Here is a 19,212-nt window from a genome sequence, read left to right on the forward strand (position 1 = left end):
CTCGACGGTGAGGGTGTGCTGGTCAGTCGACCGTGACCGCGTCGAGGACCGGGAGGCGGGCGGCGCGGATGGCGGGCCAGACGCTCGCGACGAGGCCGATCACCACGGCGACGCCGAGGATCGCGAGGACCTGGCCCCAGGGGACCGCGAGCGTGCTCAGGCCCTCGTCGGCGAGCACGCCGGGCAGCGCGGCGCCGATCCCGATGCCCGTCGCGACGCCCAGCACCGTCCCGTAGACCGCGGTGAGCACCGACTCGATCGCGATGACGCCGGCGAGCTGGAGGCGTCCGAGCCCGACGGCGCGCAGCAGCCCGATCTCGCGCGTGCGCTCGATGATCGACAGGGCGAGCGTGTTGACGATGCCGAGCAGCGCGATGACGATCGACAGCGCGAGCAGCGCGTAGAGGATCACGAGCACCTGGTTCACCTGGTCGGCGAACGCGGACGCCGTCTCTTCGCGGTCGAGCACCGTGACGACGAGGAACGGCTCGACGGCGGTCGTCAGCGCCGCGCGCAGGTCCTCCACCTCCGCCGCCGACGCCCCCTCCGCCGCCGACACGTAGACGATCCGGACGCTCGCCTGCGCGGCGGGCACGACCGCGTCGAACACGTCGTCGCGCACGAGGATCCCCGTCCCGACGAGCTGGCTGTCGATCACCGCGCCGACGCGCGCCTCGACCGCGGCTGTGCCCTCGCCGAGGCGCAGCGTGTCGCCCACCTCCCAGCCGCGCTCGCGCGCGGTGCGCCGGTGCACGACGACGTCCCCCGCCTCGAGCGTCGCCGTCGGGTCTCCCGCGAGCGTCACGGGGTCGAGCGCGGTGTCGAAGAAGCCGGCGGGCACGCCGGCCACGTCGGTCCCCCGCGCCTCCCCGGCGCCTGGCTCGTCGCCCGATCCGTCCGGCTCGTCGTCGGACGAGGGCGTCCCGTTCCCCGCGGGGCCGACCGTCGCGACGGGCGCAAGGCCGAGGCGCACGGTGTCGACGACCGCGGCGCCGGGCGTCGCCGTCACGGCGTCGACCGCACCGTCGGGGACCACGAGGGTCGCGGAGTCGACGACGAGGTCGGCCCGCACCTCGTTCTCGACGATGCTGCGGACGGACGCCTGGGTCGAGGCCGCGATGACGCCCGTGACCGACACGAGCGCCATGCCGATGAGCAGCGCGCCCGCGGTGCTCGCGGTGCGGCGCGGGTTGCGCGTCACGTTGCCGCGCGCGAGGCGCCCCAGGGGCCGCAGCGCGACGACGAGCGGCCACGCGAGCACGGTGAGCACGCCGCGCGCGACGGCCGGGGACCCGACGAGCACGCCGACGAGCACGAGCCCCGCGCCGACGCCGAGCAGCACGCGCGGGCTGAGGTCGTCGAGCCACGCCCACCCGGTCGGGGCGTCGGCGACCGACGACCCGAGGAACGCGGCGAGCCACAGGATCCCGGCGCCCAGGGCGACGAGCACGATCCCGCCCACCGCCCGGACGCCGGTCCCGCGGTCCGGGGCGACGTCGTCGCGCATCGCCTGGACGGGCGGGATCGCGGCGGCGCGACGCGCGGGCAGGACCGCGGCGAGCAGGCTGACGACCGCCCCCAGCCCGACGGCTGCGACGACCTGCGGCGTGCCGAGCGGCACCCGACCGGAGAACTCCATGCCCGCGAGGGCGAGTCCCCACCGGATGACGCGCACGAGACCGGCCCCGGCGAGCACCCCCAGCCCGCCGCCCACGAGCCCCACGACGAGCGCCTGCACGAGCACGGACGTGAACACCTGGCCGGGCGACGCGCCGAGCGCACGCAGGAGCGCGAGCTCGCGCAGGCGCTCGCGCACCGACATCGCGAAGGTGTTCGCGATGATGAACGCGCCGACGAACAGCGCGATCGCCGCGAACACGAGCAGGAACGTCTCGACGAACCCGAGCACCTCCTCGACGGCCTCGCTGGCCTCGGCGCGCGCCTGCTCGCCCGTCACCGCCTCGGCGCCCTCGGGCAGCACGTCGCCGACGCGCTGCGCGAGCGCGTCCTCGTCGACGGTCCCCGACGACGGCGTCGCCCAGACCGCGAGCTGCGGCACCATTCCGTCGGGCGCGAACACGTCGCGCGCGGTCTCGCCGTCGATCCCGACGAGCACCGCGCCCGCCGCGGCGGCCTCGATCCCGAAGACGCCGGACACCGTCACGGGGGTCGGTTCGCCGCCCAGCACGACCGTCGTCGCGTCACCGGTCGACAGTCCCGCCGTCTCCGCCGCGCTCTGCTCCAGGACGATCTCTCCCGGTCCCGGCCACGCGCCGTCGAGCAGGGTGAGGCTCGGGTCCTCGGGGTCGATCGAGAAGGCCGTGCTGGGCGGTCCCGTCGTCACGACGGCGGTCCCGTCGGCGGCGACGAGGACGACCGGCCCGGAGACGTCCGGCACGGCGCGCGCGACGCCGTCGACCGCCTCGACCTGTCCCGCGAGGTCGGCGGAGACGAGCGTGCGGTCGCCCGCGAACCCGTTCCCACCGCTCCCGCCGCCCGGCCCGGTCGCGTCCCCGGTGACCTCCTGCGACCCGCGCACGTAGACGTCGGCGGTGAGCGTCGTCGCGATGATGTCGTCGAACGTCGAGGAGAGCATGCCGCGGAACGCGAACGTGCCCACGACGAACGCGACGCCGAGCGTCACGGCGAGCACGGAGAGCACGAACCGCACGACGTGCGCCCGCACGCCCCGCAGCGCGACGCGGATCATGCCGGGTCGACCGGGGCCGCGTGCCGCCCGACGGGCGCCGCGGGCCCGGCCGAGGTCGTGGGCCCGGCGGCCGGCCGGGCCGGGGTCGCGGGTGCGGCGGCCGGTCCGGACGGAGGGCCGTCGTCGTCCGCCGCGAGCGCGAGCGCGTCGAGGATGTCCTGCTGCGTGGGGTCGTGCAGCTCGCCGGCGAGGCGGCCGTCGGCGAGGAACACGACGCGGTGCGCGTACGACGCCGCGCGCGGGTCGTGCGTGACCATGACGACGGTCTGGTCGAGCTCGTCGACGGACCGGCGCAGGAACGCCAGCACCTCGCCGGCCGAGCGCGAGTCGAGGTTGCCCGTCGGCTCGTCGGCGAACACGATCGACGGCCGCGAGACGAGCGCCCGCGCGCACGCGACGCGCTGCTGCTGCCCGCCGGAGAGCTCGGACGGGCGGTGGTGCAGACGGTCGCGCAGCCCGACGGAGTCGACGACCTCGTCGAACCACGCGCGGTCCACGGGGGCGCGCGCGATGTCGAGGGGGAGCGTGATGTTCTCCGCCGCGGTGAGCGTCGGGACGAGGTTGTACGCCTGGAAGACGAACCCGACGCGCGTGCGGCGCAGGGCCGTGAGGCGGCGCTGCGACAGGCGGCTGATCTCCTGCCCGTCGATCACGACGCTCCCGGAGGTCGGCGAGTCCAGGCCCGCCAGGCAGTGCATGAGCGTCGACTTGCCCGAGCCGGACGGGCCCATGATCGCGGTGAGCCGCCCGCGCGCGAAGTCGACGTCGACGCCGTCGAGCGCGCGCACCGCCGTCGTGCCGGACCCGTAGACCTTGACGAGCCCGCGGGCGCTCGCGCGCGCCTCGGGCACGTCCGGGGTGTCGGTCGGCGCGTCGGTCCGGGGCGCGGGGGACGTCATGGTCCCCATCGTGGCGCGCCGCGCCGCGCGCCGCACCACCCGCGCGGGGGAGACGTCGTCCCGCGGCGCCGCACGTCGTCCGACGTTCCGTGGACACCTGGGCGGGGGAGCGATCCCACCGGGATAGCGTGGGGCCATGAGCATCGACGCCCAGGCGCCCGCCGAGAACTCGGCACGGCTCGCCGTCCACCCCGTCCCCGACCTGACCGCCGACGTGACCGGCACGGTCCCCGACCCGCGCAGCGCACCGTCGATCCGCTGGGGCATCCTCGGAGCCGGCGGGATCGCGTCGTCGTTCGCCGAGGCCGTGCGCCTCCACACGCAGGGCCGCGTCGCGTCCGTCGGCTCGCGCGACCGCGTCCGCGCCGAGCGCTTCGCCACCGCCCACGGCGTCCCGACGACCCACCACGGCTACCAGGAGCTCGTCGAGGACCCGCAGGTGGACGTCGTCTACGTCGCGACGCCGCACTCCCACCACCGCGAGCACGCGCTCCTCGCCATCGCCGCGGGCAAGCACGTGCTCGTCGAGAAGGCGTTCACGCGCAACGAGGCGGAGGCCGTCGAGGTGCTCGACGCCGCGCGCGAGGCCGGGGTGTTCGTCATGGAGGCCATGTGGACGCGGTTCCTGCCGCACGTGGCCGCGCTGCGCGGGGTGATCGCGCGCGGCGAGATCGGCGACGTCGTCAACCTCAGCGCCGACCACGGCCAGTGGTTCGCGTTCGACCCGGAGCACCGCCTCTACGCCCCGGAGCTCGCGGGCGGTGCGCTGCTCGACCTGGGCGTGTACCCGGTCTCGTTCGCGCACGACCTGCTGGGCGCGCCGTCGTCGGTCACCGCGGTGGGCGCGCTCACCGAGACGGGCGTCGACGGGCAGGTGAGCATCGTGCTCGGCTACGGCGACACGCAGGCGACCCTCTCCACGACGCTGTGGTCGCGCACGGCCACGACGGCCGTGATCTCGGGGACCGCGGGGCGCATCGAGGTCGAGGGGAACTTCTACGCGCCGACGTCGTTCCGCGTGGTCCGGCACGACGGCTCGTCCTGGTACTACGACGGCTTCTCCGGCGAGGGCAAGCAGTACCAGGCGGCCGAGGTCGCACGCCGCGTCGCCGCGGGCGAGACGCAGAGCCCGCGCATGTCCTGGGACTCGACGCTCGAGGTCATGCGGACGCTCGACGAGGTCCGGCGGCAGATCGGGGTCGTGTACCCCGGGGAGTGAGGCTGCCGGCGCGAGATCGACCCGAGCGGTCGAGATCGACCCTCGGTGGGTCGATCTGGGGGCGCTCGGGTCGATCTCGCGGGGGTGTTAGTCGGTGTGTTCGACGACGTAGGTGCGGCCGTCCGGGACCGTCACGCGTTCGAAGCGCGTCTTTAGCTCCTGGTCGCGTTGGCGTTCCGCGTCGGAGACGCCGCGGCCGTCCGCGTCCTGCCGGCCGACCTGCGCGGGGCCGAAGATCGGGAGGAAACCCTCGGTGATGCGCATGCCGAGCGTGCGCCTGTCGTTCTTCCGCGCCACGGTGTCCTCCGCTGCAGGTCTCGTCAGATGATTGGTGCACCAATCATTGGTGTACCAAGAATACCGCGATCCTCGGTACCATGGCGCCATGGCGGGTGACGAGGTCGACGGGACGGTCGACGGGACGGTCGCGCCGGGCGCGGCGACGCTGTTCGCCGACCCTCTCGCGCTCGAGGCGCAGGTCTGCTTCGCGCTGTCCGCGGGCGCGCGCGGCATGGTCGCGCTGTACCGCCCGCTGCTCGAGCCGCTCGGTATCACGCACCCGCAGTACCTCGTGCTCCTCGCGCTCTGGCAGGACGACGCCGCGGGCACGACCTCGACCGTCGGCGACCTCGCCGCGCGCCTGCACCTCGACGCCGGGACGCTCTCGCCGCTCCTCAAGCGGCTCGAGGCGCTCGGCTACGTGCGCCGGTCGCGCTCGCCCGACGACGGCCGCCAGGTCCGCGTGAGCCTCACCGCCGAGGGGCGGGCGCGCCGCCAGGACGCCGAGCGCATCCCGCCGTCGATCGTCGCCGCGACCGGGCTCAGCCTCGACGAGCTCGCCGAGGTCCACGCCGCGGCGTCGAAGGTCGTCGCCGCCGCGCTGCGCGCCGGCGTCTACTGACGAGCGTGCGGTGCCGGCCCGTGACGGGACGAGGACGGGAGCCGACCCCGTCCTCGGCGGGGGAGTCAGGCGTCGGTGACGCGGACGCCGTCGGGACCGACGGCGAAGCGGACCGCCACGAGCCCCGCCGCCAGGGCGTCGGGCGCGGGCGTGGCGTCGGCGAGCTCGTCGGCCGAGTGGGTGCCCGTCACGGCGAGCGTCGCGCAGCCCGCGGCGCGCGCCGCCGCGATCCCCGCCGGGGCGTCCTCGACGACGAGGCAGCGCGCCGGGTCGACGCCGAGGCGCTCCGCGCCGAGGAGGAACGGGTCCGGGTCGGGCTTGCCGCGCGCGACGTCGTCGGCTGTCACGACGACCGACGGCGCGGCGAGACCGGACGCCGCCATGCGCGCGGCGGCGAGCGGGCGGGTGCAGGACGTGACGATCGCCTGCCGCGCGGGCGGGAGGACGGCCAGCGCGTCCCGCGTCCCGGGCAGGATCGTCACGCCCTCGTTGTCCTCGAGCTCGAGCGCATGGATGCGCTCGTAGGCCGCCTCGACCCGGTCCTCCGGGAGGAGCTCGGCGATGAGCGTGCGCGCCGGGGTGCCGTGCTGGATCTGGAACTCGTCCGGGTCGGGCAGGCCGTGCTCCGCGGCCCAGCGTCGCCAGTTCCGGTCGACCGCCGGGACGGAGTCGATGAGCGTGCCGTCCATGTCGAACAGCACGGCGTCGAACGTGCGCCCGGCGAACGCGACGCCGGGGGTGGGCAGCGGACGGGGCGCGGCGGCGGGGTCGGGCATGTCCCCGAGGCTAGCCCGCGGCCGGGGAGCGGTGCGCCCGGTCTCGCGGGTCGACCCCGGTGTCCGACGCCGCGGATAGGGTGGACGCCGTGAGCGCACCCGGGTACTTCATCTCGTTCGAGGGCGGCGACGGCGTCGGCAAGTCGACCCAGTCCCGCCTGCTCGGGCAGTGGCTCGGCGAGCTCACGGGGCGCGAGGTCGTGCTGACGCGCGAGCCCGGCGGCACCGAGCTCGGCAAGGAGCTGCGTGCCGCGGTGCTCCACGGGCAGGACATGGACCCGCGCACCGAGGCGCTCATCTACGCCGCGGACCGCGCGCACCACGTCGCGAGCCTCGTGCGCCCGGCCCTCGAGCGCGGCGCGGTCGTCGTGACGGACCGCTACCTCGACTCGTCGGTCGCGTACCAGGCGGGCGGGCGCGAGCTCGGTGCGGACGAGGTCGAGCTCATCTCGCGCTGGGCCGTGCAGGACCTCATGCCGGACGTCACGATCCTGCTCGACCTCGACCCGGCCGTGGCCGGGGCGCGGATCCGGCGACAGCACGACCGGCTGGAGCGCGCCGGGGCGGAGTTCCACCGTCGCACCCGCGAGGCGTTCCTCGCGCGCGCCGCGGCGGACCCGGAACGTTGGGTCGTGCTCGACGCCGCCGCCTCGGTCGACGACCTCCAGGCGCAGATCCGCGTCGACGTCGCGGCCCGGCTCGAGCTCACGCCGGTCGTGGAGGAGGCGGAGGACACGGTCGCCGCCGAGCCCGACGACGGCTTCGACGACACGGACAGCGCGATCGGGTACGAGCCCGGCTCGGGGATCGCGGCCGGGCCCGCGACGGGGAGCGGGGCCGCGTGACCGTCTGGGACGACGTCGTCGGCCAGGAGCAGGCCGTCGAGGTGCTCCGCGCCGCCGCGACGGACCCGGCCGCGATGACGCACGCATGGCTGCTCACCGGCCCGCCCGGCTCGGGCCGCTCGAACGCGGCGCGCGCGTTCGCCGCCGCGCTCCAGTGCGAGCAGGGCGGCTGCGGGCGCTGCCAGGCGTGCCGCACGACGCTCGCCGGGACCCACCCCGACGTCACCCTCGTCGCGACCGAGCTCGTGACCATCAAGATCGACGAGGTGCGCGACCTCGTGACGGTCGCGAGCCGCAGCCCGTCGCAGGGACGGCGGCGGGTGATCGTCGTCGAGGACGCCGACCGCATGGCCGAGCGCACGACGAACGTGCTGCTCAAGGCGATCGAGGAGCCCGCCCCCCACACGGTGTGGATCCTCTGCGCGCCGAGCCCGCAGGACGTGCTCGTGACCATCCGTTCGCGGTGCCGCGGCGTGGTGCTCCGGGTGCCGCCGGTCGAGGCCGTGGCCGGGCTGCTGGTCCAGCGCGACGGCGTCGACGAGCGCGTCGCGCTCGTCGCGGCCCGGGCGGCGCAGAGCCACATCGGGCTCGCGCGCCGGCTGGCCCGCGACGCGGGCGCCCGCGACCGCCGGACGTCGGTGCTCTCGCTCGCGCGGCGCGTGCGCGGGGTGGGTGACGCCGTGCTCGCGGCAGGGGAGCTCGTCGATCTCGCGCAGGCCGAGGCGAAGGCGGCGACCGAGGAGCGCGACGCGGCCGAGAAGGCCGAGCTGCTGCGCGCGCTCGGCGTCGCCGACGGCGAGACCCTCCCGCCGCGCCTGCGGTCCCAGCTCCGCGACCTCGAGGCCGACCAGAAGCGCCGCGCGACCCGACACCAGCGCGACGTGCTCGACCGCGCGATGGTCGATCTGCTGTCGCTCTACCGCGACGTGCTCGTGGTGCAGCTCGGGGCGGAGGTCGAGCTCGTCAACGTCGAGCTCGCGGAGGCGGTGCGCACGCTCGCCGAGGACTCCACCCCGGAGCAGACCGTGCGGCGCATGGACGCGATCGGCGTCGCGCGCGAGCGGCTCGAGGGCAACGTCGCGCCGCTGCTCGCGGTCGAGGCGATGGTCATCGCGCTGCGTCCGCAGGGCTGACCCGCCGCAGGTCCCTCCCGACGGGCCGCGATCGGTGCGCGCGCCCGCCCGACTCTCACGCCGCCGGGGCCGCCGCGCGCAGCCTCTCCAGCAGCGGCCCCGCGGCCTGGTCGAGGAACGCACGCTGCCCGACCTCGCCCACCTGGACGAGCGCGAGGTCGGTGAACCCCGCCTCCCACCACGCGGACGCCGCCTCGACGATCGCGTCGAGGTCCGGGCCGCACGGGATCGACTCCGCCACGTCCTCGGGCCGGACGAACTGGCTCGCGGCCTCGAACGCCTCGGTCGTGGGCAGGTCGGCGTTCACGTGCCAGCCGCCCCCGAACCAGCGGAACTGCTCGTGCGCGCGCGCCACCGCGACGTCCTCGTCGGGGTCCCAGCAGATCGGCATCTGCCCGACGACGCGCGACGGCGCGAGGTCCGCACGGTCCCGGACCCCCGACCATCGCCGGACGACGTCGGCGTCGGGCTCGGTGGTCACGAGGTGGTCGGCCAGCGGGGCGAACCGCTCGATCGACTGCGGGCCGGAGACGGCGACGCCGATCTCCACGGTCTCGTCGGGGAGGTCCCAGAGCCGCGCGGAGTCGACGCGGTAGTGCACGCCCTCGAACGTGAGACGTTCGCCGTCGAGCAACGACCGGATGATCTCGACGGCCTCCTCGAGCATGTCGTGCCGCTCGCCGACGGCGGGCCAGCGCTCGCCCGCGACGTGCTCGTTGAGGTTCTCCCCGGCGCCGAGGCCCAGCGTGAAGCGGTCGTCGGAGAGGAGGGCGACCGTCGCGGCCTTCTGCGCGACCACGGCCGGGTGGTAGCGCAGCAGGGGGCAGGTCACGTAGGTCATGAGCCCGACGCGCTCCGTCGCCTGGGCGACCGCGCCGAGGACGGACCACGCGTACGGGGAGTGGCCCTGGGCGTCGAGCCACGGGAAGTAGTGGTCGCTCATCACCTCGAACTCGAAGCCGACGCGCTCCGCGTCGACCGCGTGCTCGACGAGCGCGCGCGGGCCGGACTGCTCGGTCATGAGGGTGTAGCCGAAGCGGGTCATGCCTCGATCGTGGGACGGGCCGGTCACACGAGGTCGGTCAGGCGAGCGCCTTCGCCTTGAGCTGCGCGAACTCCTCGGGCGTGATCGCCCCGGAGTCGAGCAGCGACTTCGCGTGCGTGATCTGCTCGGCCGGCGACGTGGTCGCGACCTGGCGGATGTACGCGTCGGTGTCCTGCTTCGCCTGGACGACCGCCGCCGCCTGCCGCTCCGCCATCCCGCGCCCGCGCGCGATGAGGTAGACGAGCGACGTCAGGATCGGCAGGAAGATGAGGAAGATGATCCACACGGCCTTCCACCAGCCCGAGAGCTCCCGGTCACGGAACAGGTCCGCGATGATCTGGAAGAGCACGATGAGGTAGGCGATGAAGAAGAAGCTCCAGACGAGGAGCCAGAAGAAGTCCCAGAAGTCCACGGTCGCGCCCTTTCTCGACGGATCCCCGTACCCGGAGCACGGCCGGCTGCCGCGCACCAACAGGGCGAACCTAGCGACGATGGGGGGTTCGCGCCCGGCGAAAGCCGGGTGAAGCGCACGAAGCGGCCGTACCTCGTCTCTCGGGGCGGATCACCCGGGTTCCTCCGTCGCCACCCGACGACGAGCGCGTACGACGTCGCCGACGATGACGGCGAGGAGGATGCCGTCGGTGACCCAGTTGAGGGTGAGGGGCGTGAGCCACCCGTGCGTCGCGTAGAGCGCGCCGACCGCTGCCGCGCCGAGCAGGTGCGGGAGGGACCACGGCCCGCCGGCCGCGCGGCGGAACAGCGCGTTGCCCACGAGGTAGGTCGCGGCCGCCCCGCACACGAGCGCGGCGGTCCACGCGTCGGCGTGGCCCGCGTGCCCCAGCGGGTGCAGCAGGACCAGCTCGTCCGCGACCGCGGTGAGCACGATCCCGGCGACGATGACGAACGGCACGTAGGTGTACGCCGTCTGGGCCACCATGCCGCGCTCGTCGCGCGAGGTGAAGTACTCGGTCGCGCGCCGCTCGGAGCGGTCGAAGAAGAGCAGCCACATGAGCACCGTGCTCGCGAACGCGGAGCAGAACGCGGAGACGGTCGTCGCGTCGAGCGGCAGCTCGGCGAACGCCGCGCCCGTCACGATGATCGACTCGCCCAGGCAGATGATGACGAACAGGCTCACGCGCTCGGCCATGTGCTCGCCCCGGACGACCCACGTGCTCGCGCGCGAGGCCCCGAGCCACGGCAGCCAGAACATCGCGCGCGGTCCCGCCAGGTCGATCACGCACGCGACCGCCCACAGCACGAGCCGGTGCTCCTCGACGAGCGCCCCGGTGATCCACAGGCTGCCCGAGACGACGAACCACGTGGTGATGCGGGCGAAGTTCACCGCGTTCTCCGGCCACACCCGGCCCAGGGCGACCAGCACGAACGCGCTGCGCCCCACCTGCATCGTCACGAGCATCACCGCGAAGAGCAGGGCCTTGTCGCCGAACGCCTCGGGGATCGCGCTCGCGAGCACCAGGCCGAGCAGCATGAGGACGACCAGCATCGCCCGCACGGGGACGCGCTCGGGGTCGAGCCAGTTGGTGGCCCACATCGTGAAGACCCACACCCACCACACCGCGACGCCGAGGACGAGCGTGTGCACGAGGGTCTCGGCGCCCGGGTGGGCGATGAGGCCGTGCGAGAGCTGCGTGACCGCGAAGACGAACACCAGGTCGAAGAAGAGCTCGACGTAGCCGACGCGGCTCGAGTCGCCGCCGTCGCCGTGCCTCCGGAGGTCCGTGCGCAGGCCCCAGCGCAGCGGGGCGGGCCCGGTGCCGGGCGTCGTGAGCGGAGCGTCCATGCTGGGATGCTCCCACCGTCGCCGGGTCACCGTCCGGTCACGATCGCCCGGCGCGTCGCGGTTCGCCGCGCACGACCGCCCACCAGGGCCCACGATGGTCGCGCTACCGTCGCCGACCGAGGAGTGCTCATGGTCCCCGTCCGCCGCCCCGTCTCCCGGACGGCTCGCACCGCGTCCGCGCTCTCGCTCGTCGTCGCGGTCGGCCTGCTGGGGGCGTGCGCCTCCGAGACCGACGGCGGCGGGGACGACGCGTCCGCCTCCGAGGAGTCCACCGCGCCGAGCGACGACGCGTCCGAGGAGCCGTCGGACGACGCTTCCGAGGAGGAAGGCCTGCCCGACGCCGGGACGATGGACGTCGTGGCGGGCGCGCACGGCACGGGCCTGCCGCCCGGCGTCGACGCGCCGACCGAGGGCGGGACGGGCGCCGCGTGGAGCGCGGAGCCGGGACTGCTGTTCGTCGTGACGTACGGGTCGAGCACGTGCCCCGTGCTCGCGGAGGACGAGGCCGCGGTCCAGGGGGGCGACGTCGTCGTGACGTTCGTCGAGATCGCCCCCGACACGCCGTGCACGATGGACTACGTGCCGGCGACCTCGGTGGTCGGGGTGCCCGACGACGTGGACGCGAGCGGCGAGGTGAGCGTCGTCCTCGGCGACCGCGGGACCGTCGTCGTCCCGCCCGCGGCGGACGGCACGACCGGCGAGTCGGCCTGGGTCGAGGAGTAGCCGCCCCTGCGGTGAAGAGCGCGTGAAAGGACGGTCCCGCCCCGGCGGGACCGTCCTGCGCGCGTCGGGGGAGCGGCTACCGTGTGCGGGTGACGACGCCCCTCTCCCGCGCTGCTCGACGTTCCCTGGCCGGCGCCGCGACCCTCGTGCTGGCCCTCGTCCTGGGCGCATGCTCCGCGCCGCCCAAGCAGCAGACCCCCGTGGACGACGTCGCGGCCGCCGCGTCCGGCACGGGCGAGACCGGCCCGGAGGGCTTCGAGGAGTTCTACGGCCAGAGCCTGGCCTGGGAGGACTGCGGTGCGGGCTGGGAGTGCGCGACGGCGCGCGCCCCGCTCTCGTGGCAGGACCCGGAGGCGGGCGAGATCGAGCTCGCGGTGAAGCGCCAGCCCGCGACGGGGGAGCGCATCGGCTCGCTCCTCACCAACCCGGGCGGTCCCGGGGCCTCGGGGATCGACTTCGTCACGACCCTCGCCCCGACGGTCGGCGAGCGTGTCACCGCGGCCTACGACCTCGTCGGGTTCGACCCGCGCGGCGTCGGGCAGTCCTCGCCCGTGGTGTGCCTCGACGACGCGGCGAAGGACGAGTCCCTGGCCCGCGACTTCGACACCGACGAGGCGGGGCTTGAGGCGCTCGCAGAGGACCGGCGCGCCTGGGCCGACGCGTGCGCCGAGAACACGGGAGACCTGCTCGGCCAGGTCGACACGCAGAGCGCCGCGCGCGACATGGACATGCTGCGGGCCGTGCTCGGCGACGAGAAGCTCGCCTACCTCGGCTACTCCTACGGCACGCAGCTCGGCGCGACGTACGCGGGGCTGTTCCCGGACAAGGTGGGGCGCCTCGTGCTCGACGGCGCGATCGACACGAGCCTCGACCCCGACACGATCTCCGAGCAGCAGGCGGTCGGGTTCGAGAACGCCCTGCGCGCGTACGTCGAGGACTGCCAGGCCGGGGGCGACTGCCCGCTGCGCGGGGACACCGACGCGGGGATGCGGCAGATCCGATCGCTCCTCGACGCCGCGAAGGCGAACCCGCTGCCGACCGACTCGGACCGCCGCGTGACGCAGACGCTCGGGTTCTACGGCGTCGCCGTCACGCTCTACAACGACCAGAGCTGGCCGGTGCTCACGCAGGCGCTCACGGAGGCGTTCGAGGACGGCACGGGCAACCTGCTGCTCTACCTCGCCGACTTCTACAACGACCGCAACCCCGACGGCACGTACGCGTCCAACTCGTCGGAGGCCTTCCGCGCCGTCAACTGCCTCGACGGCCGCCAGGACGACGACCCCGACGCGATGCTGGCTCAGCTCGAGCGCCTCGAGGAGGCCGCGCCCACCATGGGCTACTTCTTCGCGTTCGGCGGCCTCACGTGCGACGGGTGGGCCTACCCCGTGGTGGAGCAGGAGTTCGACCTCCACGCCGAGGGCGCCGCGCCGATCGTCGTCATCGGGACGACCAACGACCCCGCCACCCCGTACGTGTGGGCCGAGGGCCTCGCGGACACGCTCGACTCGGCCGTCCTCCTCACGTGGGAGGGCGAGGGCCACACCGCCTACGGCCGCGCGAACGCGTGCGTGGGCGACGCCGTCGACGCCTACCTGGTGGACGGGACGGTGCCCGAGGACGGGCTGCGCTGCTGACGCCACGGGTGCCCGACGGCGGCCGACGGGGCCGCTTTGGAATCTGGCCCGGTCGTTGGGTACAGTAGGCGCTCGTTGCCAGCGGTTCGCGGAGCGGACCGGGACGTAGCACGCCGCCTTAGCTCAGTCGGCAGAGCGATTCACTCGTAATGAATAGGTCGTCGGTTCGATTCCGACAGGCGGCTCAGCCAGGAAGGCCCGGAACCACAACGGTTCCGGGCCTTTCGCTTTCCGCTCGTCCGGCGTCTAGGGAGCCAAGTAGGGAGCCAACTGGAATCTGGGAGTCACGCGGCCTTGATTCGCCACCCTCAAGCCTGCCGCCTTGTCGGCTCCCACAGCACGAGCACCGGGTATGCGAGGTCGACCGCCTCGAGCCCCTCGGTGTAGCCGGTCGGGAGCCACGGCTCCGGTCCACCCGCGTTCTCGGCGACAGTGCCGTGTGCGTCGCGGATGACGGAGCGCCGGGGGAGCGTCTCGACCTCGGCCGGCGTGTGGAGTTCGCGCATGGTCGGAGCGTAGGGCTACCGCTCGCCCACCCGCGGCACCCGCCGTCTCACGTCCGACGCGTCGAGCCACACGCCGATGCTGGACCAGCGGAAGTCGCGGCCGACCCGCTGCACGAGCACGAGCCGCGACGTCCACGCGTAGGCGACGGTGTCGATCCAGTCCTCGCCGTCGAGCTCGTAGACGATGCGGGCGCGGCAGTGGATCCACCCCGCTTTCTGGTCGCGCAGGGGTGGGATCGGGTGGGCGTTGAGGATGCGTTGCCGCTCGTGGTGGTGCGCGTCCCAGGAGCGTGCGGACTCACGGGCGCGGGTGTCGTCGAGGTCGCCCATGGGTCGAGTGTCGCGCGCGGGTACGACAAAGCGGCCCCCTCCCGCCGAAGCGGAAGGGGGCCGTTGACCCGGGCTATGTGGAGGGCGCGCCCGGGAGTCAGGGTGTCGGTGCTGGCTGGTACGTGACGACGTCGATGGGTCCGGCGCGGCGCACGAGCACCTCGGGGCTATCGACCAGGCGCAGGACCGCGAGCGAACGATCGAGCGGCAGGACCACGGTCCCCGCCGGGTTGCCGGTGGCGTCAGGCCCGGCAACGAGGATGCGGACCGTGTTCTGGTCGCGTTCGAGCGGGTGCCACGTCTGCCCGTCGAACGTGACCTCGACGTCGCCCGCGGGCCCGTCGATGTCCCACGACGCCCACTCTCGCCCGCGTCGGTCCATCTGCATCGTTACCTCCTGGGGCCAGTGATCGTGAGGGTGGTGCCTCGGGGTGATCCGACGTCGAAGTGCGTGCCGTAGGGCCCGCGCACAACGACGAGCTCGACGTCGTCGGGGCCGGCGGGGTTGTGCCCGGTTCCGATGGCGGTGACGGTGACGGTGGTGATGGACGATCCCGCGTGGCGCGCGTAGCCGACACCTACGGTCGTGGCGTGAGCCGTTGTGACGGATGACCCACGGCCGGGTTCGATCTTGTGCCCGCTGCCCGTGGTGTTGACGGTGGCGTGGGCGACGGATGCTCCTGCGGCGATCTTGATCCCGGCGCCCGTGGTGGCGACGAGGGCGGTGGCGGTGGAGTGCCCGCGCCCGGACTCGACGCGGCGACCCGACCCCTGTGCGGTGACCGATGCTGCGGCCGTGGAGGACCCGCGGCGGACGGTGCTGCCTGCTCCCGCCGCATAGACGACGCTCCCCGCCGTCGATGCGCCCGTGGCTCGCTTGGAGCCGACGCCCACCGTGGTCACGGTCGCGGTGGCGACGGATGATCCGGACCCGGCCTGAGCGGGGGCCCCGGACCCGACCGCGGCGACCTGTGCCGTGGCGAGGGATAACCCTCGACGGATGGTGAACCCGGTGCCAGTGGCAGAGGCCTGCGCCCGCACGGCGGACGCCCCGGCCTTGACGGGCGTGCCGGAGCCCATGGCCGCGACTTCCGCGCCAGGAGCCGAGGAGCCGGTGCCTCGCTTGAGCCCGGAGCCAAGGTCGCCCACGACGGCCGCGACGGCCGACGCGCCGCTCGCGAGACGGTGCCCTGTTCCTGCCGCGGACCCGACAGCGCCAGCGACAGACGAGCCCTCCCGAACGGGCGGCGGCGCGTCTTGCCACCCGAGGGCCACGGTCGAGTCTGCGCGCTGCTGCGCCAGGACAGGGAACGTGGTGCCGTGCCGGCGGATGTCGGAGGCTGGCGGCAGGACGGCGGAGTCAGACCAGTCGGGCCCCGTGAACAGTGCCGAACGGGTGGACCACGTGCCAAGCGCAGAGAGCGCGGCGGTGCGGATCGTGAGGTTCTTCGGGTCCTCGATCGATCCGTACATGACCACGACGTTCGACCCCACGACGGTGAGGACGGGTCGCGTGTAGCGCACGCCACCCACGTCGGGGCCGGGCTCGATAGTGCTAGATGTCCACGTGCCGTTGGTGGCGCGCGCGAGCAGGTAGATCAGCGGTTGGCCCGACGTGGTGGCGTCGGTGGTCTTCGCGACGGCGAGCACACGCCCGTCCGGGACGGACGCCACGGCGAGGTGGTCGTCGGACGTGACGCCGGAGGGGAGCGCCGGCAGGGCCTCGGTGGCCCACGACCCGGCGGTGATGCTGGCCGTCGCCTGGTCGATGCTGCGCACCGCGCGGCCGACGCCAGCATTCAGGGACGCGACAAGCACGACCGTTGACCCGGACTGCCCGAACCCGACGACGCCGGTCTCCGACCCGAACGACACCACGGTCTGCGGCGTCTCCCACGTCGCCCCGCCGTCCGTCGAGCGCGTCACTTGCACGGCACCCGAGCCTGCGATCACCGCAGCCCACAGGTACCCGTTCGGGGACCGGTGCAGCGCGATCGGGGAGGCGTCGAGATCCGCCGCCGTGAGCGGGAACGAGGCGCCGTTGACGATCGTCGACCACGCCGCGTCGAACGAGGAGAACAGCGAGCTCGACGTGTGCGCGCGCAGCACGAACGTGGTGCCGCCGTAGTGCACGGCGGTCAGGCGCGCGTCCTGCCGGGAGTCGACGACGGCGCCAGCAGACGGGGAGTCGACGTCCGCGTACCGGCGGTGCCCGGTGGATGTGGGCAGGATCGCTGACCACGTGTCGCCGTCGGACCACACGGGCCGCATGGTGCCCTTGACCCACCGGGCAGCCGGGCTCGCCAGGGATGCCGTCGAGGCGCCGACCACGGTCTCGTAGGCGGGTGGCGCGGCACCGTAGGCCATGACGGTGAGCGCGGTGATGTCGCCCGACGTCGATGCGGACCATGCCGCAGTAGCGACGGCACCAGCGGCGGAGACTGCCTGGTGCGCGACGGCGACCTCGACCGCGTTGCCCGCAGCCTGGTACTGCCGCGACACGTTCCGCCCGAGCGTCGCCGCAGTCGGGTAGGTCGGGTCCGCGTTCGTCGAGGGCAGCCGCGTCAGGAGCCGAAGCGCCAGCCCCTCACCCGTCGCGGTCGTCGCCGGAGACGTCGCCGACGCAGCCGTGACGGGAGTCGCGAGCGTCACGGCCTGGTCGTACCCGACGACGACCACAGCCTGCACGCCCGTCGAGGACGTCCCACCACGCTCCCACGTCGCACCGGGAGAGGCGGACGCGGGAGCCGTGTAGATCGCCCACCGCGAACCCGTGGACGCGCCGTTGTTCGACGCGAGCAGCGTCCAGCCAGACGGCGGAATCAGGTTCGGCATCGAGTTCGTCCCGACGAACGCGAGGTAGTGCGCCGCGCCCGCCGGTGGCGTGCACACGTAGGTCCCGAACCCGATGCGCCCGCCGACCGCGGTGCCGACGACGGTAGGTGCAGCCACGGCCGCCCCCTCTCAGGTCAGGCGGGCACGGAGACGTCGAAGCCAGTGTCGGCCTCGAGCACGTACTGCCCAGCCCCCGTGTACGTCTCCGCGGTCAGGTCACCCCCGCCGTAGTTCGTGCCCGCCGTGGACGCGGAGAACGCGCGCCACCCGGCGACGGTCTCGCCCGCGGGGACGTCGAACGTCTCGTCGGCCGTGAGGCGCGCCTCAGCCCCGGTCGCGGTCATCGTCGCGGCCTGACGTGCGTACCCGCCGCCCGTGAGCTCGGTCCCGGTCTCGTCGACCAAGCCAACGTGCGTGACAGCGCCCGCGATCGCGGTTGCCATCACGCTCAGGCCTGCACTGGAAATCGCCATGATGGCTCCTCGTCACTCGTTCTCCGGGCAGCACTCGTCGGCCGCCCGCTGGGATGGGTAGTCGGTGTCGCAGTACTCGCACGTGGCGGGCTTGCGACAGGTCGGGCACCACACGGCGTGGCTCATCAGTGCTTCCGGTCGTACGTCGGCTCGGACCTGGTCCCGAGCAGATATCCGAACCAGGGCCACCGCGTCTCGAGCGCGCGCGCAGCGGCGTAGTACGCCGCGATGATGAGCGCTGTAGCGCCAGAGATCAGTGCGTTCTGTGCGGACTCCTCGACCTCTACTCCGCGCAGGGCTAGCCAGGAGATGAGGGCGCCGACGCCGATCGGGACGACGGTACGCACGAGAGACAGGACGAAGTCGGTCATGGGGGTCTCCTCAGTAGGTGCCGAACGCGACGATCCGGTCGAGCCACTGCTGGCTGACGCGGCGCTCGTCGACGGGCAGGGGCGGGACGGCTCCGGTCTGCATGGCGCGGATCGCGGACCACTCTGCAGGCGGGACCAGGCGCACCTTGCCGCGTGCCTGGTTGAAGAAATAGACGGCGACAGCAGAGTCGGCGTAGACGTAGAAGCCCATGTCGTCCTCCTGGGGTTCGGGCGGGGGCGGGGTAGGTGCGGGGGGAGTAGGGCTCGGGGCCGGCGCTCCAATGGCCGCGACGATGCCGGGGATCTGAGCGATGCGGGCGTCGCCGGGGCAGACCTTCCCGACGGCGGACGAGTAGTGCATCCCACCGCCGCGCTGCAACCGACCCGCGCGCGGGTCGGGAAGGCGAGGAAACGCGCCATCCACACCTAGTCGGTGCCAGGAGATTCCCCGCGACGAGGCGCCAATCTTCGAGTCCTGTGCAAGGCGGACCGGGATGTCGTGCGTCACGCAGATCCACCGGCACAGCGCTACCAGGGCCTCGACCTGTGCCGCAGTCCAGGGCGGCGGCTCCCACCCGGGGCGCCCCGTATACCCGTCCCACGTCTCGATCGAGATCGTCGCGTCGTTCCCATCAAGGTCCGCCGCGGAGTACCGATCCGTATCGATGTACTGCTCGACCGTGCCATCCTCGCGAACATAGAAGTGCGAGCATGCGCCGCCCTTGGAGAACATCGGGTACAGCGACGTCGAGTTCGACACAGCGGTGTGCAGGTTGATGCGGTTGCGCTCCGTGGCGCGCCTGAACGTGCGCGGGACGAGCTTCCTGATCGCACCGGGATAGATCGCCATCACCCCTCCTCGGGGACGCACAGCGTGGCCTGACGCCACGACTGAGTGGTCGGGACGAACGGGTCAGTGCGGGTCTGCACCCAGAACGACGTAGCAGTGGACCCGTCGGGGCATGTCGGGCCCGGCGGACCTGCGGGTCCCGGCGGACCGGCCGGTCC

General features: G+C 73.7%; 20 protein-coding genes and 1 tRNA gene. 7 read left to right on the forward strand and 14 right to left on the reverse strand.

Annotation, left to right across the window (positions count from 1 at the left end; all coding sequences use genetic code 11):
* Positions 1 to 22: 22 nt before the first annotated feature.
* Together ABRQ22_RS17095 and ABRQ22_RS17100 are read right to left on the reverse strand one after the other, a co-directional pair.
* The gene (locus tag ABRQ22_RS17095; RefSeq protein ID WP_353707582.1) at positions 23 to 2,710 is read right to left on the reverse strand and encodes an FtsX-like permease family protein; all 2,688 of its coding nucleotides are present in this window, start codon (positions 2,708 to 2,710) and stop codon (positions 23 to 25) included.
* Complete coding sequence (locus tag ABRQ22_RS17100) at positions 2,707 to 3,609, reverse strand: ABC transporter ATP-binding protein (RefSeq protein WP_253055311.1); 903 nt, start codon at positions 3,607 to 3,609, stop codon at positions 2,707 to 2,709. The genes ABRQ22_RS17095 and ABRQ22_RS17100 overlap by 4 nt, the downstream gene beginning before the upstream one ends.
* A gap of 136 nt (positions 3,610 to 3,745) precedes the next feature.
* Between ABRQ22_RS17100 and ABRQ22_RS17105 the strand changes: the two genes are divergently transcribed.
* Complete coding sequence (locus ABRQ22_RS17105; RefSeq protein ID WP_353707583.1) at positions 3,746 to 4,828, forward strand: Gfo/Idh/MocA family oxidoreductase; 1,083 nt, start codon at positions 3,746 to 3,748, stop codon at positions 4,826 to 4,828.
* An 87-nt stretch (positions 4,829 to 4,915) separates the two neighbouring features.
* Here the strand turns inward: ABRQ22_RS17105 and ABRQ22_RS17110 are convergent, their stop codons facing one another.
* Positions 4,916 to 5,125 (reverse strand): hypothetical protein, encoded by a 210-nt coding sequence (locus ABRQ22_RS17110; protein WP_353707584.1) that lies wholly within the window; start codon positions 5,123 to 5,125, stop codon positions 4,916 to 4,918.
* A gap of 88 nt (positions 5,126 to 5,213) precedes the next feature.
* On the opposite strand from ABRQ22_RS17110, the gene ABRQ22_RS17115 reads away from it, so the two are divergent.
* Entirely contained in the window at positions 5,214 to 5,729 is a 516-nt protein-coding gene (locus ABRQ22_RS17115; protein ID WP_353707585.1) for a MarR family transcriptional regulator, read from the forward strand.
* Between the two features lie 65 nt (positions 5,730 to 5,794).
* Here ABRQ22_RS17115 and ABRQ22_RS17120 read toward each other — a convergent pair whose 3' ends face one another.
* On the reverse strand, positions 5,795 to 6,505 hold the full coding sequence (locus tag ABRQ22_RS17120) for an HAD-IA family hydrolase (protein WP_253055315.1): 711 nt from the start codon (positions 6,503 to 6,505) through the stop codon (positions 5,795 to 5,797).
* An 89-nt stretch (positions 6,506 to 6,594) separates the two neighbouring features.
* On the opposite strand from ABRQ22_RS17120, the gene tmk reads away from it, so the two are divergent.
* Together tmk and ABRQ22_RS17130 are read left to right on the forward strand one after the other, a co-directional pair.
* Positions 6,595 to 7,350: a dTMP kinase gene (tmk, locus tag ABRQ22_RS17125; protein WP_308202356.1), complete on the forward strand. Its 756-nt coding sequence runs from the start codon at positions 6,595 to 6,597 to the stop codon at positions 7,348 to 7,350.
* The gene (locus tag ABRQ22_RS17130) at positions 7,347 to 8,483 is read left to right on the forward strand and encodes a DNA polymerase III subunit delta' (RefSeq protein ID WP_253055316.1); all 1,137 of its coding nucleotides are present in this window, start codon (positions 7,347 to 7,349) and stop codon (positions 8,481 to 8,483) included. The genes tmk and ABRQ22_RS17130 overlap by 4 nt, the downstream gene beginning before the upstream one ends.
* A gap of 55 nt (positions 8,484 to 8,538) precedes the next feature.
* Here ABRQ22_RS17130 and ABRQ22_RS17135 read toward each other — a convergent pair whose 3' ends face one another.
* The 3 genes from ABRQ22_RS17135 to ABRQ22_RS17145 all read right to left on the reverse strand — a co-directional run bounded on the left by ABRQ22_RS17135 (position 8,539) and on the right by ABRQ22_RS17145 (position 11,329).
* Complete coding sequence (locus tag ABRQ22_RS17135) at positions 8,539 to 9,528, reverse strand: TIGR03557 family F420-dependent LLM class oxidoreductase (protein ID WP_353707586.1); 990 nt, start codon at positions 9,526 to 9,528, stop codon at positions 8,539 to 8,541.
* A gap of 37 nt (positions 9,529 to 9,565) precedes the next feature.
* Complete coding sequence (locus tag ABRQ22_RS17140) at positions 9,566 to 9,940, reverse strand: SHOCT domain-containing protein (protein ID WP_087471101.1); 375 nt, start codon at positions 9,938 to 9,940, stop codon at positions 9,566 to 9,568.
* 150 nt (positions 9,941 to 10,090) lie between these two features.
* Entirely contained in the window at positions 10,091 to 11,329 is a 1,239-nt protein-coding gene (locus tag ABRQ22_RS17145) for a low temperature requirement protein A (RefSeq protein WP_353707587.1), read from the reverse strand.
* Positions 11,330 to 11,458: 129 nt separating this feature from the next.
* Here ABRQ22_RS17145 and ABRQ22_RS17150 point away from each other — a divergent pair, with 129 nt between their 5' ends.
* The 3 genes from ABRQ22_RS17150 to ABRQ22_RS17160 all read left to right on the forward strand — a co-directional run bounded on the left by ABRQ22_RS17150 (position 11,459) and on the right by ABRQ22_RS17160 (position 13,874).
* Positions 11,459 to 12,052, forward strand: coding sequence for a hypothetical protein (locus tag ABRQ22_RS17150; RefSeq protein WP_353707588.1), 594 nt, complete (start codon positions 11,459 to 11,461; stop codon positions 12,050 to 12,052).
* 89 nt (positions 12,053 to 12,141) lie between these two features.
* A complete protein-coding gene (locus ABRQ22_RS17155) occupies positions 12,142 to 13,689 on the forward strand; it encodes an alpha/beta hydrolase (protein WP_353707589.1) in 1,548 nt (515 codons plus the stop codon).
* A 112-nt stretch (positions 13,690 to 13,801) separates the two neighbouring features.
* Positions 13,802 to 13,874, forward strand: a tRNA-Thr gene (locus ABRQ22_RS17160).
* 123 nt (positions 13,875 to 13,997) lie between these two features.
* On the opposite strand, the gene ABRQ22_RS17165 is transcribed toward ABRQ22_RS17160, so the two are convergent.
* The 7 genes from ABRQ22_RS17165 to ABRQ22_RS17195 all read right to left on the reverse strand — a co-directional run bounded on the left by ABRQ22_RS17165 (position 13,998) and on the right by ABRQ22_RS17195 (position 19,054).
* Entirely contained in the window at positions 13,998 to 14,195 is a 198-nt protein-coding gene (locus ABRQ22_RS17165) for a hypothetical protein (RefSeq protein WP_353707590.1), read from the reverse strand.
* Between the two features lie 15 nt (positions 14,196 to 14,210).
* Positions 14,211 to 14,525 (reverse strand): hypothetical protein, encoded by a 315-nt coding sequence (locus ABRQ22_RS17170; protein ID WP_353707591.1) that lies wholly within the window; start codon positions 14,523 to 14,525, stop codon positions 14,211 to 14,213.
* A gap of 97 nt (positions 14,526 to 14,622) precedes the next feature.
* Positions 14,623 to 14,913 (reverse strand): hypothetical protein, encoded by a 291-nt coding sequence (locus ABRQ22_RS17175; protein WP_353707592.1) that lies wholly within the window; start codon positions 14,911 to 14,913, stop codon positions 14,623 to 14,625.
* A gap of 2 nt (positions 14,914 to 14,915) precedes the next feature.
* Complete coding sequence (locus ABRQ22_RS17180; RefSeq protein ID WP_353707593.1) at positions 14,916 to 17,477, reverse strand: hypothetical protein; 2,562 nt, start codon at positions 17,475 to 17,477, stop codon at positions 14,916 to 14,918.
* 17 nt (positions 17,478 to 17,494) lie between these two features.
* On the reverse strand, positions 17,495 to 17,764 hold the full coding sequence (locus ABRQ22_RS17185) for a hypothetical protein (protein WP_353707594.1): 270 nt from the start codon (positions 17,762 to 17,764) through the stop codon (positions 17,495 to 17,497).
* Positions 17,765 to 17,958: 194 nt separating this feature from the next.
* Positions 17,959 to 18,204 (reverse strand): hypothetical protein, encoded by a 246-nt coding sequence (locus ABRQ22_RS17190; RefSeq protein WP_353707595.1) that lies wholly within the window; start codon positions 18,202 to 18,204, stop codon positions 17,959 to 17,961.
* Positions 18,205 to 18,214: 10 nt separating this feature from the next.
* Positions 18,215 to 19,054, reverse strand: a complete 840-nt coding sequence (locus tag ABRQ22_RS17195; protein WP_353707596.1) for a peptidoglycan recognition family protein — start codon at positions 19,052 to 19,054, stop codon at positions 18,215 to 18,217.
* Between the last annotated feature and the right edge of the window lie 158 nt (positions 19,055 to 19,212).

Source organism: Cellulosimicrobium sp. ES-005, assembly GCF_040448685.1.
Taxonomy (GTDB): domain Bacteria; phylum Actinomycetota; class Actinomycetes; order Actinomycetales; family Cellulomonadaceae; genus Cellulosimicrobium; species Cellulosimicrobium cellulans_G.

Bases quoted from the DNA above. Each gene is read 5' to 3' on its own strand.
- ABRQ22_RS17095 (WP_353707582.1), bottom strand. From the start codon at position 2,710: ATGATCCGCGTCGCGCTGCGGGGCGTGCGGGCGCACGTCGTGCGGTTC.
- ABRQ22_RS17100 (WP_253055311.1), bottom strand. From the start codon at position 3,609: ATGACGTCCCCCGCGCCCCGGACCGACGCGCCGACCGACACCCCGGAC.
- ABRQ22_RS17105 (WP_353707583.1), top strand. From the start codon at position 3,746: ATGAGCATCGACGCCCAGGCGCCCGCCGAGAACTCGGCACGGCTCGCC.
- ABRQ22_RS17115 (WP_353707585.1), top strand. From the start codon at position 5,214: ATGGCGGGTGACGAGGTCGACGGGACGGTCGACGGGACGGTCGCGCCG.
- ABRQ22_RS17120 (WP_253055315.1), bottom strand. From the start codon at position 6,505: ATGCCCGACCCCGCCGCCGCGCCCCGTCCGCTGCCCACCCCCGGCGTC.
- ABRQ22_RS17135 (WP_353707586.1), bottom strand. From the start codon at position 9,528: ATGACCCGCTTCGGCTACACCCTCATGACCGAGCAGTCCGGCCCGCGC.
- ABRQ22_RS17145 (WP_353707587.1), bottom strand. From the start codon at position 11,329: ATGGACGCTCCGCTCACGACGCCCGGCACCGGGCCCGCCCCGCTGCGC.
- ABRQ22_RS17150 (WP_353707588.1), top strand. From the start codon at position 11,459: ATGGTCCCCGTCCGCCGCCCCGTCTCCCGGACGGCTCGCACCGCGTCC.
- ABRQ22_RS17165 (WP_353707590.1), bottom strand. From the start codon at position 14,195: ATGCGCGAACTCCACACGCCGGCCGAGGTCGAGACGCTCCCCCGGCGC.
- ABRQ22_RS17170 (WP_353707591.1), bottom strand. From the start codon at position 14,525: ATGGGCGACCTCGACGACACCCGCGCCCGTGAGTCCGCACGCTCCTGG.
- ABRQ22_RS17175 (WP_353707592.1), bottom strand. From the start codon at position 14,913: ATGCAGATGGACCGACGCGGGCGAGAGTGGGCGTCGTGGGACATCGAC.
- ABRQ22_RS17190 (WP_353707595.1), bottom strand. From the start codon at position 18,204: ATGACCGACTTCGTCCTGTCTCTCGTGCGTACCGTCGTCCCGATCGGC.
- ABRQ22_RS17195 (WP_353707596.1), bottom strand. From the start codon at position 19,054: ATGGCGATCTATCCCGGTGCGATCAGGAAGCTCGTCCCGCGCACGTTC.